Annotated in this window: 9 protein-coding genes; 7 read left to right on the forward strand and 2 right to left on the reverse strand. The window is 71.0% G+C overall.

All coding sequences use genetic code 11. From position 1 onward, the window contains the following. The first annotated feature begins 125 nt into the window (after positions 1 to 125). From ACWED2_RS32120 to ACWED2_RS32150, 7 genes are all read left to right on the forward strand, one after another. The gene (locus ACWED2_RS32120; RefSeq protein WP_449694251.1) at positions 126 to 1,271 is read left to right on the forward strand and encodes a Gfo/Idh/MocA family protein; all 1,146 of its coding nucleotides are present in this window, start codon (positions 126 to 128) and stop codon (positions 1,269 to 1,271) included. Continuing rightward, positions 1,268 to 2,272, forward strand: coding sequence for a sugar phosphate isomerase/epimerase family protein (locus ACWED2_RS32125; RefSeq protein WP_449694252.1), 1,005 nt, complete (start codon positions 1,268 to 1,270; stop codon positions 2,270 to 2,272). Before ACWED2_RS32120 ends, ACWED2_RS32125 begins: the two co-directional genes overlap by 4 nt. Positions 2,273 to 2,281: 9 nt before the next feature. Further along, positions 2,282 to 3,136 (forward strand): TIM barrel protein, encoded by an 855-nt coding sequence (locus tag ACWED2_RS32130; RefSeq protein ID WP_449694253.1) that lies wholly within the window; start codon positions 2,282 to 2,284, stop codon positions 3,134 to 3,136. A gap of 20 nt (positions 3,137 to 3,156) precedes the next feature. Then, the gene (locus ACWED2_RS32135) at positions 3,157 to 4,146 is read left to right on the forward strand and encodes a multicopper oxidase domain-containing protein (RefSeq protein WP_449694254.1); all 990 of its coding nucleotides are present in this window, start codon (positions 3,157 to 3,159) and stop codon (positions 4,144 to 4,146) included. Continuing rightward, complete coding sequence (locus ACWED2_RS32140) at positions 4,143 to 8,156, forward strand: ThuA domain-containing protein (RefSeq protein WP_449694255.1); 4,014 nt, start codon at positions 4,143 to 4,145, stop codon at positions 8,154 to 8,156. Before ACWED2_RS32135 ends, ACWED2_RS32140 begins: the two co-directional genes overlap by 4 nt. A gap of 87 nt (positions 8,157 to 8,243) precedes the next feature. Beyond that, positions 8,244 to 10,070: an OmpL47-type beta-barrel domain-containing protein gene (locus tag ACWED2_RS32145; RefSeq protein ID WP_449694256.1), complete on the forward strand. Its 1,827-nt coding sequence runs from the start codon at positions 8,244 to 8,246 to the stop codon at positions 10,068 to 10,070. Between the two features lie 15 nt (positions 10,071 to 10,085). After that, the gene (locus ACWED2_RS32150) at positions 10,086 to 10,445 is read left to right on the forward strand and encodes a hypothetical protein (protein ID WP_449694257.1); all 360 of its coding nucleotides are present in this window, start codon (positions 10,086 to 10,088) and stop codon (positions 10,443 to 10,445) included. A 59-nt stretch (positions 10,446 to 10,504) separates the two neighbouring features. Here the strand turns inward: ACWED2_RS32150 and ACWED2_RS32155 are convergent, their stop codons facing one another. Together ACWED2_RS32155 and ACWED2_RS32160 are read right to left on the reverse strand one after the other, a co-directional pair. Then, positions 10,505 to 10,939, reverse strand: coding sequence for a hypothetical protein (locus tag ACWED2_RS32155; RefSeq protein ID WP_449694258.1), 435 nt, complete (start codon positions 10,937 to 10,939; stop codon positions 10,505 to 10,507). Positions 10,940 to 11,323: 384 nt separating this feature from the next. Next, positions 11,324 to 14,260: an AAA family ATPase gene (locus tag ACWED2_RS32160; RefSeq protein WP_449694259.1), complete on the reverse strand. Its 2,937-nt coding sequence runs from the start codon at positions 14,258 to 14,260 to the stop codon at positions 11,324 to 11,326. Between the last annotated feature and the right edge of the window lie 53 nt (positions 14,261 to 14,313).

Below are 14,313 nucleotides of genomic sequence, written 5' to 3' on the forward strand. Positions count from 1 at the left end.
CACCCACTAACTCTCCTTGCTATTCAAAACCTCACCCGTTATTCCCCCCGTTGTCTTCTTTGTAATATCGGTATACAACCAAAATTACCACTCACGACCACCCGCACCGAAACCAAAGGAGGGGTATGAGCCCGGGACGGGAAACCATCGGGATCGGGATGGTGGGCCACGCGTTCATGGGTGCGGTGCATTCGCACGCCTGGCGCAGCGTCCACCGGTTCTTCGACCCACCGCTGGTGCCGAGACTCGCCGTGCTCGGCGGCCGCGACGAAACCCGGGCCAGGGCGGCGGCGGAGAAGTTCGGCTGGGAGGACGTCGAAACCGACTGGCGGAAGCTCGTCGCCCGGGACGACGTCGGTCTCGTCGACGTCTGCACACCGGGGGACAGCCACGCGGAGATCGCGATCGCCGCGCTGGAGGCCGGGAAGCACGTGCTGTGCGAGAAACCCCTGGCCAACTCGGTCGCCGAGGCCGAAGCGATGGCCGAGGCGGCGCGGCGGGCCCGGGAACGCGGGGTGCGGGCCATGGTCGCGTTCAACTACCGCCGGGTGCCCGCGCTCGCCCACGCCAGAACGCTGGTGGCGAGCGGGGCGCTCGGCGAGATCCGGCATGTGCGGTCGGTGTACCTGCAGGACTGGCTGTCCGACCCGCAGGCGCCGATGACCTGGCGGCTCCGCAAGGAGTCCGCCGGGTCGGGTGCGCTCGGCGACCTCGGTGCGCACATCGTCGACGCCGCCCAGTTCGTCACCGGGGAGGTGATCACCGGCGTCTCGGCGCTGACGAACACCTTCGTCAAGCAGCGGCCGGCCGAGAGCGGCGGCACGGACGAGGTGACCGTCGACGACACCGCGTTGTTCCTGGCCCGGCTCTCGGGTGGCGCGGTGGCGACTTTCGAGGCGACCCGGTTCGCGCTGGGCCGCAAGAACGCGATGCGGCTGGAGATCAACGGCTCGAAGGCGAGCCTGGCGTTCGACTTCGAGTCGATGAACGAACTCCAGTGGTACGAGGGCACCGGCACCGAAGCCGGGTTCCGCCGCATCCTCGTCACCGAGCCGCAGCACCCGTACGTCGGCGTGTGGTGGCCGCCGGGGCACCTGCTGGGCTACGAGCACACGTTCACCCACGAGGTCGCCGACCTCCTGGACGCCATCGGCGCGGGCACCGACCCCGCGCCGGGCTTCGACGACGGCCTGCGCGTCCAGCGGGTGCTGGCCGCCGTCGAGCAGAGCGCGGCCGAAGAAGCGAAATGGACGTCGGTGGAGGAGAAATGAGCCGTCCCGTCACGTTGTTCACCGGCCAGTGGGCCGACCTGCCGTTCACCGAGGTCTGCAAGCTCGCCGCGGAGTGGGGCTACGACGGGCTGGAGATCGCCTGCTCGGGCGACCACTTCGAAGTGGACCGGGCACTGTCCGAAGAGGACTACGTGCCGGGGCGGCTGCGGCTGCTCGCCGAGCACGGCCTCAAGGTGTGGGCGATCTCGAACCACCTCGTCGGGCAGGCCGTCTGCGACGACCCGATCGACCACCGGCACCAGGCGATCCTGCCGGCCCGCATCTGGGGCGACGGCGAACCCGAGGGCGTCCGGCAGCGGGCGGCGGCCGAGATGGCCGACACCGCGCGCGCGGCGGCGAAGCTCGGCGTGGACACCGTGATCGGGTTCACCGGGTCGAAGATCTGGAAGTACGTGGCGATGTTCCCGCCCGTTTCGCGCGATGACATCGATGACGGCTACGCGGACTTCGCCCGCCGCTGGAACCCGATCCTGGACGTCTTCGACGAGGTCGGCGTCCGGTTCGCGCACGAGGTCCACCCGTCCGAGATCGCCTACGACTACTGGACGACCAAGCGCGCGCTCGAAGCCGTCGACCACCGGCCGGCGTTCGGGCTGAACTGGGACCCCTCGCACTTCGTCTGGCAGGACCTCGACCCGGTCGGGTTCATCCTCGACTTCGCCGACCGGATCTACCACGTCGACTGCAAGGACACCCGCAAGCGCTTCGACGGCCGCAACGGCCGGCTCGGCTCGCACCTGGCCTGGGCGGACGCGCGGCGGGGCTGGGACTTCGTGTCCGTCGGCCACGGCGACGTCCCGTGGGAGGACTGCTTCCGGGCGCTGAACTCGATCGGCTACGCCGGCCCGATCTCGGTGGAGTGGGAAGACGCCGGGATGGACCGGCTCCGGGGCGCGGCGGAGGCGGTGAAGTACGTCCGCGAGCACCTGTTCGACAAGCCGTCGGCGGCATTCGACGCGGCTTTCAGCAACCAGAAATGAGGGAGTTCCATGTGCGGTGACCTGCCAGATCACTACTCCCGACGAAAGTTCCTGAACGTGGCGACGGTGGCCCTGACGGTGGGGGCGGCGGCGGTGGCCCTGCCCGGCACCGCCGACGCCTCCCCGGCCCGCCGCCGCGTGCCGCTCGACCGGATCAGCATCCAGCTCTACTCCCTGCGGTCGCTGCTGCAGGACGACCCGGAAGGCACGCTCTCCGCGCTGGCCGACATCGGCTACCGGAAGGTCGAGCTGGCCGGGACGTACGGCCGCAGCGCCACCGAGTTCCGCGCCATCCTCGACCGCTGTCACCTCAAGGCGTCCTCGACGCACGTCGGCATCGACGGCGACCTGAACCAGACCATCGCCGACGCGAAGATCCTCGGGAACACCCTCGCCAATGTCCCGTATGCGAACTTCGCCACCATCGCCGAGTGGGAAGCCTTCGCGGGCCGCCTGAACACCGCCGCGGCCGCCTTCCGCAAGGCGGGGATCCAGCTCGGGTACCACAACCACGCCCACGAGTTCGCCCCGATCGGCGGCGTGCGGCCTTACGACGTCCTGACCGCGAAGACCGACAAGCGTCTCGTGCACCTGGAGATCGACCTGTTCTGGGCGGTGACCGGCGGCGCCGATCCCGTCCAGCTGTTCCGGCAGCACTATCCGCGCGTGACGCAGTACCACGTCAAGGACCGGACCGCGGACGGGCAGATGACCGACCCCGGCACCGGCGTCATCGACTTCCCGCGCATCTTCGCCGCCTCCTGCCACAACATCCGCGAATTCATCGTCGAGCACGACCAGCCGACCGACCCGCTGAACACGGCGAAGGTCGGGTTCGAATACCTCCGCACCGTCCGGTTCTGAGAGCCCCGGGGGGACTCGACATGCGAGTATCACGTCGGTCGATGCTGGCCGGAACCGCCGCGGGCGTGCTCGCGCCCGCGGTCGGGGTGGCCGGAACGGCATCGGCCGCGGGCCTGACCCGCCAGATCACCATCTACGCCGAAGCCCTGCCCGGCGGTCTCTACGGCTACGGCCTCGAACCGGGCAAGGCCACCATCCCGGGGCCGTTGCTGGAGATCTACGAGGGCGACACCCTCGAGATCGAACTGGTCAACCGGACGGACAAACGGCTGTCCATCCACCCGCACGGCGTCACCTACGACACCGCGTCGGACGGCGCCCCGCTCAACGCGTCGTTCAACAAGCCGGGCGAAACCCGCACCTACACCTGGCGCACGCGGGCCCGGTACGACGCCGGCGGCGGGTTCTGGATGCCGGGCAGCGCCGGCTATTGGCACTACCACGACCACGCGATGGGCACCGACCACGGCACCGCCGGCCTCGCCCGCGGCCTCTACGGCGGGCTCATCGTGCGCAAGCGCGGCGACCTGCTGCCGAGCAAGCAGTACACCGTCGTGTTCAACGAGATGATGATCAACCACGCGATGGCGCCCGACACGCCGATCTTCGAGGCCCGCCTCGGCGAGCGCGTCGAGTGGATCTGCATCGGGTACGGCAGCCTGCCGCACACGTTCCACCTGCACGGGCACCGCTGGGCCGATACCCGCACCGGGATGCTCAGCAGCGCCGCTGACAACGTTGCCATCGTGGACAACAAGAACCTCGACCCCGGCAGTTCGTTCGGCTTCCAGGTGATCGCCGGCGAAGGTGCCGGGCCCGGGGCGTGGATGTACCACTGCCACGTCCAGACCCACTCCGACGGCGGGATGGTGGGCCTCTTCCTGGTCCGCAACGCCGACGGCGGTCTGCCCGACGGTGCGCAGGACGCGATCGACCGGTTCAAGGAGCACGGCCACACCGGGCACGACACGAACCCCGATTCCCGTACGCACGCAGGAGGGGAGTTATGAACAGAAAGCATTTGGGGGGTCCAGGGGGGCTTGCCCACCTGGCGGGGTCTGGGGCTCGGCCCCAGAAGACACAGCGATGGTTCGGCAGGCGCGGCGCGGTCGTGCTCGCCATCGGCTCGGTCCTGGCGGCCGGAGCGCCGCTGATGGCGATGCCCGTGGCCCAGGCGGCGCCCGCGGCGAACGTGCCGGTGAACGTGCTGGTCTTCCACGGCGCCGCGGCGAATCAGAAGGACCCGGTGCTGCGCGCGGCCGACGCGATCGCGCGGCTGGGCGGGGACAACGGCATCACGGTGACGGCGTCCTCGGACCCTGCCGTGTTCAGCACCGGCAACCTGGCCCGCTACCGCGGTGTCGTGTTCCTCTCCGCGCAGGGCGTCGCGCTCAACCGTGACCAGGAAGGCGCGCTGCAGGCCTACATGAAGGCCGGCGGCGGGTTCCTCGGCATCTCCGACGCCGCCCGCGCGCAGGACTCGTCGCAGTGGTTCACCGGCCTGATCGGGGCGCGCCCGGTCGGGGCGCGGCTCACCCCGGAAGCGGTGGCGTCGGTGACCGCGAGCGGGGAGAACCCGCCGAACGAGACCAAGGAGAAACTGGCCGACAACAACGAAAACACGAAGTGGCTGACGTTCGCGACCACCGGCTGGGCGGCCTACAAGATGGCCACGCCGGTCGCGATCAGCAGCTACTCGCTGACGTCGGCGAACGACTTCCCGGGCCGGAACCCGAAGAACTGGACCCTGCAGGGTTCCGCCGACGGCAGCACCTGGACGGACCTGGACACGCGCGCGAACGAGACGTTCACCGAGCCGTTCCAGGCCCGGACGTTCACCTTCGCCAACACCACGGTCTACCCGAACTACCGGCTGAACATCACCGCGAACGCCGGTGAGCCGATCATCCAGCTGGCGGACCTGAAGCTGTTCAAGGACACCTCGACGACCCCGCCGCCGCCCGAGCCGGCGCCGCAGCAGGCCGTCGTCGACGTCCTGGACGCCCAGCACCCGGCCACCAAGGGGCTGCCGCAGAACTGGACGCGCACCGATCGCTGGCTCAACTGGGAAACCAACCCGGTCGGCACCGTCCACACGGTCGCGCAGGTCGAGGAGAAGGGCTACCAGCCGGGTGTCGGCGCGAACGGCGCGTTCCACCCCATCTCCTGGTGCCGTGACTACGACGGCGGGCGCTCCTTCTACACCGGCATGGGCCGCACCGAAGCGTCCTACGGCGAAGGCCAGTTCCGCGACCACCTGCTCGGGGCGCTGCGCTGGACCACCGGCATGGTGCGCGGCGACTGCCAGGCCGGGATCGCGGCCAACTACAAGATCGAGCGGCTGACCGGCAAGAACGCGGCCGGGCAGCTCGACCAGATCGGCGAGCCGCACGGGCTGACCATCGCCCCCGACGGCAAGGTGTTCTACATCGGCAAGGCGGCCTGCCCGACCGGGCCGGTGGTCAGCTGGGACGACCCGAACGTCGGCCTCGGCTGCGGCACGATCCACCAGTGGGACCCGGCCACCAAGAAGGTCAAGCTGCTCACCACCCTGCGGGTGATGGGCAACCGCGGCAGCGGCGACGAGCTGGTCAAGAACGAAGAGGGCCTGCTCGGGCTGGCGCTGGACCCGAAGTTCGCCGAGAACGGCTGGATGTACGCCTACTGGATGCCGCACGAGTCGATCGACCGCGACAAGCGGATCGGCAAGCGCACGGTCTCGCGGTTCACCTACAACGCGGCCGCGCAGACGATCGACCAGGCCACCCGCAAGGACCTGCTGTCCTGGGACGTGCAGATCCACAGCTGCTGCCACGCCGGCGGCGGGATGGCGTTCGACAAGGACGGCAACCTCTACATCGGGTCCGGGGACAACAACTCCTCGGGCGGTTCGAACGGCTACTCGGGCAACAACTGGACCCTGGACTACAAGGGCCTGTCGTTCCAGGACGCCCGCCGCACGGCGGGCAACACGAACGACTACGGCGGCAAGATCCTGCGCATCCACCCGGAGCCGAACGGGACGTACACCATCCCGCCGGGCAACCTGTTCCCGAACGGGCCGTCCGACAAGACGCGCCCGGAGATCTACGTGATGGGTGTCCGCAACATCTCGCGCCTGCAGATCGACCCGGTGCACAACTGGATGACCGCGGGCTGGGTCGGCCCGGACGCGCCGTCGCCCAGCCCCGAGCTGGGGCCGGCGAAGTACGAGACGGCCACGATCATCACCGAGGCGGGCAACCACGGCTGGCCGTACTGCATGGGCAACCGGCAGCCCTACCGCGACCGCAGCAGCACCAACGCCGCGGAACTCACCGGCTGGTACGACTGCGACCACCCGGTGAACACCTCGCCGCGCAACACCGGCCTGGTGACGCTGCCGCCGATCAAGGACAACATGATCTGGTACTCGCCGGACGGCGGCGGCCCGGTCTTCCCGAAGCGGCCGGGCTCGTCCATTCCGACGTACAACGCGGCGGACGCCACCTACACCCAGCCGTACCTGCGCGGTGGCGGCCAGGCGATCATGTCCGGGCCGACGTACCACCGCTCGCTGGTCAACACCGGCAGCGGCGTCGCGTGGCCGGAGTACTGGGACAACAAGTGGTTCATCGCCGACGAAGCCAACTCGCAGAACCGGGTCGCGGTGGCCGTCGACCCGGCGGGCGTGCCGACGCACCAGCCGCCGGTGTTCGCCGAGACGTTCCGGCAGATCATCCCCGGCGGCGCGGGTGACACCCGGGTGCAGAGCTGGATGGACGCCAAGTTCGGGCCGGACGGTGCGCTGTACGTCCTGGACTACGGCAACGGCTTCTTCTCCCTGGACGCCAACCAGAAGCTGCTGAAGATCAGCTACACCGGCGGCGCGCCGACGCCCGCTCCGGCGGCGTCGTCGACGATGGTGCAGAACAAGGCGCTGACGGCGGCGTTCACCGGGTCGAAGTCCGGTGGCGTGTCCTACCGGTGGGAGTTCGGCGACGGCTCGGTGTCCACCCAGGCCGACCCGCGGCACACCTATCCGCGCACCGGGATCTTCACCGCCAAGCTCACCGTGACCTACGCGAACGGCGAGGCGGTGACCACCCGGGCGTCGGTGAACGTCGGCTGCGCGGTGGCCGATCCGAGCCCGGTGGTGACCTTGGGCGACACCCTCACGAAGGTGGTCAACCGCAACGCCGGTGGTGGTTGCACGGTGGACGATTTCCTCGACGACGAAGGCGTGTGGACCACGCACGCGGCGTTCGTCAACCACGTCGAGCAGGCCACCGAGACGCTGTCCGACCTCGGGGTGCTCAACGACGCCGAGGTGGCCGAGCTGAACGCGGCCGCGGCGGCGTCGCCGATCGGGAAACCGGGCACGACGGGCTACGAGGCGCTCTTCGACGGCACAGCCGCATCGCTGCGCGCCTGGGAGCAGGCACCTTCCGGGCAGTTCACGCTGCAACCCGACGGCTCCATCCGGGCCGGCGGCGGGCTGGGCATGCTGTGGTACGCGCAGCGGCAGTTCGGCGACTTCTCGGTCAAGGTGCAGTTCAAGGACATCGCCCCGGACCCGAACCGGGCCAACAGCGGGGTGTTCGTCCGGTTCCCGGATCCGCGGACCCCTCTGGACCAGCGGCCGCCGGGCAGCTGCGGGACGGTCGGGTCGGCGCGGACGTCGCAGGCCTGGGTCGCGATCTACTGCGGCCACGAGATCCAGATCTACGACGGCGACACCGGCGAGCCGCAGAAGACCGGGTCGGTCTACAACTTCGACCCGCGCCCGCTCGACCAGGCGGGGGCGCGGCCGAAGGGGACGTGGAACGAGTACGAGATCAAGGTCGTCGGGCAGCACTACACGATGATCCGCAACGGCGTGGTGATCAACGAGTTCGACAACACGCCCGGCCAGCAGTCGTCGCGCGCGGGTGACCCGCCCACCGACCTGCGGCAGTTCGTCAGCGGGTTCATCGGGCTGCAGAACCACAGCGACAACGACCTGATCGAGTTCCGCAACATCCGGGTGCGGCAGCTGTAGCTCTGCCGCGGCCCCTCGTGAGTGGTAAGTCGGGTTAGAACCCGACTTACCACTCACGAGGCCCACTTCAGGAAGGGTTCTCCCGCGATGTCCCCACGACTGATCGCCCTGCTGCTGACCGCGTTCCTGGCCGTGCTGGGGCTGGCGACGCCCGCGGCGGCGGCCCCGGTCCAGACGCTGACCTGGACCGGGAACAACAGCACCACCGAATACGCGTCCGCGCCCACCGGCGCCCTGCCGGGCGAGACCACGATCATCTTCGAGAACAGCGAAGCCACCGGCAACACGACCGGGATGTCGCACACCCTGACGTTCGACACGACGACGCCGGGCTACAACCACGACGTCTCGCTGAACATCCTGGCCAACCCGTTCGACCCGCAGGACGGCCGGCACGAGGCCGTCGTGACGCTGACGCCCGGCAAGTACCGTTACTACTGCACCATTCCCGGCCACACCGCGATGGTGGGGGAGTTCGTCGTCTCCGACGGCACCGGCGACACGACCCCGCCGACGGTGACCGCTTCGGTGGCGGGCGACCGCGACTCTTCGGGCAACTACGTCGGCTCCGCCACGGTTTCGCTTTCGGCGAGCGACTCGGGCTCCGGCGTGGCTTCGGTGGAATACCAGCTCGACGGCGGCACCTGGACGGCCTACTCGGCGCCGGTGGTGGTTTCCGCCGTGGGCACGCACATGCTGCACCACCGCGCCCGCGACGTCGCCGGGAACCAGTCGGAAGAAGGGATGGCGCACTTCACGGTCGTCGCGCGGCCGGGGGACACGACCGCGCCCGCGGTGACCGCCGCGATCACCGGCACGCAGGACCCGTCGGGCAACTACCTCGACGTCGCGACCGCGCGGATCACCGCCACCGACGCGGATTCCGGCGTGGCTTCGGTGGAGTACCAGCTGGACGGCGGGGCCTGGACGGCCTACACGGCTCCGGTCGCGGTGACCGCGGCGGGCACGCACATGCTGCACTACCGGGCCACCGACGTCGCCGGGAACGTGTCGCCGGAGGGCATGGCCCACTTCACGGTGGTGAGGAGCGACACGACGGCACCGGCCGTGTCGGCCTCGGTGGCCGGTACGCAGGACGGGGACGGCAACTACGTCGGCAAGGCGACGGTCACGGTGACCGCTTCGGACACCGGTTCCGGGGTCGCCGCCGTGGAGTACAAAGTGGACAGCGGTGCCTGGACCGCCTACACGGCGCCGGTTCCGGTGTCGGCGGCCGGTGCGCACACGGTGGGCTACCGCGCTCGCGACGTCGCCGGAAATGCGTCCGCGGAGGGTTCGGTGTCGTTCACCGTGGTCGCCGGCGGGGACACCACCGCGCCCGCGGTCGCGCTCCAGGTCACCGGGAAGCAGGACGGCGGCTGGAACTACGTGAGTTCGGCGACCGTGACGGTGACCGCCTCCGACGCCGGGTCCGGGGTGGGCCTCATCGAGTACAAAGTGGACTCTTCGGCGTGGACCCGGTACGCGGCGCCGGTGGTGGTGTCCGCGCTCGGGGCGCACACCGTGCGGGCCCGGGCCACCGACGTCGCCGGCAACGTCTCGGCGGAGGTCTCGGGCGCGTTCACGGTGGTCGCGGCGCCCCCACCGCCGGACGCGTGCCCGGCTTCGGACACCCGCGAGACGGTGGTGATCGGCGGCATCGACAGCCAGGTGGAGAACATCGACACCGGCAACGGCTGCACGATCAACGACGTCATCGACGAGAACGCGGAGTACGCGTCGCACGACCGGTTCGTGAAGCACGTCAAGGCGGTGACGCAGGAGCTGGTGGCCAACGGGGTGTTGTCCCCGGGCGACCGCAACCGCATCGTCACGGCGGCGATCGAGTCCGGCGTCGGCGGCGGTTTGGCACCGGCGGACGGGGGTAAGCGGAAGGCTTCAGCTCGCGCCTAGGGAAATGAGTGACGGATGCCCGCCTTGACCCGCGTCCTCGGAGCGGTGACCGCCGCCTACAGTGCCACGATCATCGCCGCGCCGCGTGTTCTGGCCAAACCGTGCGGCCTGACGACCCCGGCCGGCGGAGTCACCGCGGGCGTCCGCACCCTGATCGCCGGCATCGGCGCTCGCGACGCCGCGATCGGCCTGGCGATGCTGTTCGCGCCCGAAGGCAAGCCGCTCCGGGTGGCCCTCGCCGCCCGGGTGGCCTCCGACGCGGCGGACGCGGTGGTGTTCGGCACCGGCCTGCCGGACCGCTCGGCGCGCACGAAGGTGGCGGCGTTCGCGGCCGGCTGGGCGGCGCTGTGCGCGGCGTCGGTGGTGGTCCGCTGACGGACACAGGCGGAGCGGACGGCCCGGTCGTGATCATCGACCGGGCCGTCCGCGAGAGCTCAGTGATCGTTGAAGTAGTAGTGCTGGCTCGAGTGCTGGTAGTTCGGGCCCAGGTAGATCCCGACGCCGATGTTCCAGTTCTCCGGGAGGTTGTGCGTGCCGCCATCGGATGCCCTGGCGGTGGCGCAAGAGCCCAGTCCGCCGGACGCGGTGAGCGTGTACCGCATGTCGTAGGCGCCCGGAACGGAGCTCTCCTCGACGGAGATCGTGGCCCGGGGAGCGAGCCCGTCGGCCGCCGTGTCACAGAGGGAGACGACGTCGCCGTTCTCTTCGATGTAGATGGTGCCGCCCTTGGCGGCGTCCGTGGTGGTCCACGTGTGGTCCCAGCTGCCGCCGGGCGGGTCCACCTGTGCCGACGCCGACGTCGCGCTCAGGAGTGTCCCGCCGGCGACGAACGCCGTCGTCGCGACCACGGCCGCGATCTTGTTACGCATGGTATGACTTCCAATCTCGTTTTCGCACCGGGAAACCGGGCGGGCTTGGGTGACCGCCGAAGAAATCCCGTTCTGTGCCAACCCCAGTTGCCGAGAGTGCCGGAATCGTCACCTCGGCCGACCCGGCCGGGTGAGCCGCTCTCGCCAGGCCGACCGTGCCAGGCGTGCCCGGACGGGGTCAAGCGGCCCCGAAACGATTCATCCCTGCCCGAAGGGTCCTCGAAGGCGGAACCTTTTGCGCGTCGCGCCGCGACCTGCGGAATCGGCACCACCGATGGCCGGCGATTGTCCACAATGGTGCTCGAGTCCGAATAGTCGGGAAGCTTCCGTCGAACCGGAACGATCGCGGTGCCGTCCACACGGGACGGTACGGCCGAGGCGCCGTCAGACCTCCGAGGCCGACGAGTTCTCCGCCGCGAACCGGGTCAGTTCGGCGCGGTCGCGGACCGAGGTCTTCATCAGCAGCGCCGCGACGTGCTTCTCCACCGTGCGCGGGGAAATGTGCAGCCGGGCCGCCAGTGCCTTGTTGCTGAGCCGGAACGCCAGCAGCTCGAAGACCTCGTACTCGCGCAGGGTGACGCCGATCGCGCGCAGGCTTTCGGGCACCCGCTCGGTGCCCGTGCGGCGCTGCTGCACCGACGCCCCGGCCCGGCGCAGCAGGGCCCGGCAAGCGCTGGCCACCGGGATCACGTCCGCGCCGTGGAAGTGGCTCTCGGCTTCGCGCAGCCAGTCCGCGGGCTCGCCCCAGCCGTCGTCGACGGCGGGTTCCGCGGTCAGGCGCAGGCCCAGCGGCCGGGCGACGCCGAACGGGGCGGCCGCCTGGGCCGCGCGCCGCATCGCCGCGGCGGCGGGCTCGTGCGCGTGGTCGCGGCCGTGCAGCACCGCTTCGGCCAGCAGCACGAACTGCCGGTTCCAGCGCATCCCGCCGGTGGCCCCGGCGGCGATCCGCCGGTGGTCGTCCCAGGTCGCGTCACCGGCGATCACGTCGAGCAGGAGCTTCAGGCCGTGGGTGCCGGCGAGGTGGAAGGTGCTCTGCTGCCGCGCCTGGTCGGCGGCCAGGGTCGTCAGCTCGGCGCGCGCGGTCTCGCGGTCCTCCTCCAGCAGCGAGCAGAAGACCTGGGCCAGGCCGCGGGCGAGCGGGGCCTCGGGGCCGGCGTCGCCGCCCCCGCGCCGGAAGTCGCCGAGCGCGGTCTCCATCGCCCGGCGGTCGCCGCGGTGCCCCGCCAGCACCGCCTGCGCCATCTGGACGTACCGGCTGACGGCGTACAGCTTGATCCGCGAAGACTCGGCGTAGCACGCGTCGAGCCGCCGCCCGGCCTCGTCGAACCGGCCGCACAGCACGGAATGCAGGCCCAGCACGGCGTCCGCGTTGTAGGCCAGGCTGATCCCGCCGGTGCGCAGTGCCTCGGCGCGCGCGGTCTCCAGCCCCGAGGGGTCCGCTTCGGCCAGCCAGGCGTTGCCGCCGAGGCCGACCAGCGCGTAGTTGCGCCAGTTCGTCAGCCGGTGTTCGGCGGCGCTGTCGAGCATCCGGCGGAAGCACTCGTCGGACTCGGCCATGTCCCGTTCGCGCACCACGAACCCGACCGCGTAGAGCGCCTGGCACGCGGTCGACGGAGAGCCGATCCGCTCGGCGCCGGCGACCGCGCGGCGGCCCAGCTCTTCGCTGCGGCGCACCCGGTCGGGGGCCGGGCCGGACATCGACAGGTAGGCGTCCACGGCGTCCACCGCCACCGCTTCCTCGGCCAGCCCGTCCGCCGGCAGCAGGGCACGCGCCGCGGCGACCTGTTCGAAGCCCTCCGCCCAGCGGCCGGCGACCTGGGCCGCCCACGCCAGGCGGACGTGGACGCGGATCTGGCGCGCGGGATCGCGGCCGTCGGCGGGCCGCAGCGAGCGCGCGACCTTCACCGCGCGGTCGAACTGCCCCGCCTCCGCCAGCGCGAACAGCAGCAGCTCCAACAGGTCCCGGTACCGGCCGGACCGGTCGTCACCGCGATCGGCGTCGTCGCCGAGCAGGCTCACGGCGTGTTCCAGCACGGCGATCGCCGACCCCGGCGCGCCCTCGCCCAGCGCGCGCTGGGCGGCCTCGCGGTACAGGTCGGCGGCGGCCCAGCGGTCCCCGGCGCCCAGCCGCAGCGACGCGGCCAGGCTGCACAGCTCACCCGGCAGGTCGGGGTGCAGCTCGACCACGGCGTCGGCCGCTTTCGCCGACAGCGCCACGCGTTCGGCCGGGTTGAGCAGGGTGAGCAGGGCCTCGGCGGTCAGCGGGTGACGGAAGGCGTACCAGTCTTCGCCGCGCTCGTCGGCGGTGAGCAGCTGGGCGGCGACGGCGGACTGCAGGTGGCCGAACAGGCTGTGGTCGTCGAGCTCGCTCACCCGTTGCACGACCGAGAGCGGGAATCGGCGGCCGAGCACCGCGGCGATGGCGAGCAGCTGCTTGCCGCGTTCGCCGAGGCGGTCGGCGCGGCGGGTGATGATCGTGACGAGCGTCGAGGGCACGGCGCTGCGGCCGTGGCCGGTGAACCGCCAGCCCGCCGCGCCGGCCACCAGCTCGCCGGCCGCCACCATGCTGTGCAGCAGTTCCTCGACGACCAGGGGATTGCCCGCGCTGTCGGCGAACAGGCGCTCGGCCACGTCGGCGGACACCTGGTCCGGCTCGGCGCCGAGCGAGGAGGCCACCACGTCCCGCACCTCGGCGGGGCCGAGGCTGTCCAGCTGCATGAGGAACCCCTCGCCGCGCCGGGCGGCGGCGTGGGCGGCCTCCAGCGCGGGCGAGGGTTCGGCGCGCAGCGTGGCCAGCACGACCACCGGCTGCGTGCGGACGTTGGCGGCCAGGTACTCCACCACGGCGAGGGTTTCCACGTCGGCGTCCTGCAGGTCGTCGACGACGAAGAGGCAGCCGCGGCCCGCGCCGGCCAGCCCGGTGAGCCGCAGCGTCGCCTCGGCGAGCACCACCAGCGAGGAGTCGCCCGCGGTGTCGGTGCCGGCGGCCCAGTCGGGGATCAGCCTGCCCAGCACCGACCGGTACGGCCCGAGCTGTTCGACCAGCTCGCGGCCGCCGGTGCGGGCGAGGGACAGGAGTGCTTCGGTGAGCGCCCGGAACGGCACGGCGGGGCCGGTGGTGCTGCCGCGTCCCCGCAGCACCACCAATCCCGCGTCCAGGGCGTGGCCGACCGCTTCGGCGGCGAGCCGGGTCTTGCCGATACCGGGTTCCCCCGTGACGAACACGGCCGATCCGGAAGAGCGGCGAGCGTCGTGCAACACCCGCCCGATCTCCTCGATCTCCGGTCCTCGGCCGACGAGAGCGGGGGCACGGGTGCGCATGCGCCAACCTTAGAGACCGGAGTCACGAATTCGGTGGTTTTCCGGTGGAGATT

This window comes from Amycolatopsis sp. NPDC005003 (assembly GCF_053600695.1).

What these genes read in the sequence shown, in the direction of transcription:
- ACWED2_RS32160 (WP_449694259.1), bottom strand. Translation starts at nt 14,260, where the DNA reads ATGCGCACCCGTGCCCCCGCTCTCGTCGGCCGAGGACCGGAGATCGAG.
- ACWED2_RS32135 (WP_449694254.1), top strand. Translation starts at nt 3,157, where the DNA reads ATGCGAGTATCACGTCGGTCGATGCTGGCCGGAACCGCCGCGGGCGTG.
- ACWED2_RS32145 (WP_449694256.1), top strand. Translation starts at nt 8,244, where the DNA reads ATGTCCCCACGACTGATCGCCCTGCTGCTGACCGCGTTCCTGGCCGTG.
- ACWED2_RS32120 (WP_449694251.1), top strand. Translation starts at nt 126, where the DNA reads ATGAGCCCGGGACGGGAAACCATCGGGATCGGGATGGTGGGCCACGCG.
- ACWED2_RS32125 (WP_449694252.1), top strand. Translation starts at nt 1,268, where the DNA reads ATGAGCCGTCCCGTCACGTTGTTCACCGGCCAGTGGGCCGACCTGCCG.
- ACWED2_RS32140 (WP_449694255.1), top strand. Translation starts at nt 4,143, where the DNA reads ATGAACAGAAAGCATTTGGGGGGTCCAGGGGGGCTTGCCCACCTGGCG.
- ACWED2_RS32130 (WP_449694253.1), top strand. Translation starts at nt 2,282, where the DNA reads ATGTGCGGTGACCTGCCAGATCACTACTCCCGACGAAAGTTCCTGAAC.
- ACWED2_RS32155 (WP_449694258.1), bottom strand. Translation starts at nt 10,939, where the DNA reads ATGCGTAACAAGATCGCGGCCGTGGTCGCGACGACGGCGTTCGTCGCC.
- ACWED2_RS32150 (WP_449694257.1), top strand. Translation starts at nt 10,086, where the DNA reads ATGCCCGCCTTGACCCGCGTCCTCGGAGCGGTGACCGCCGCCTACAGT.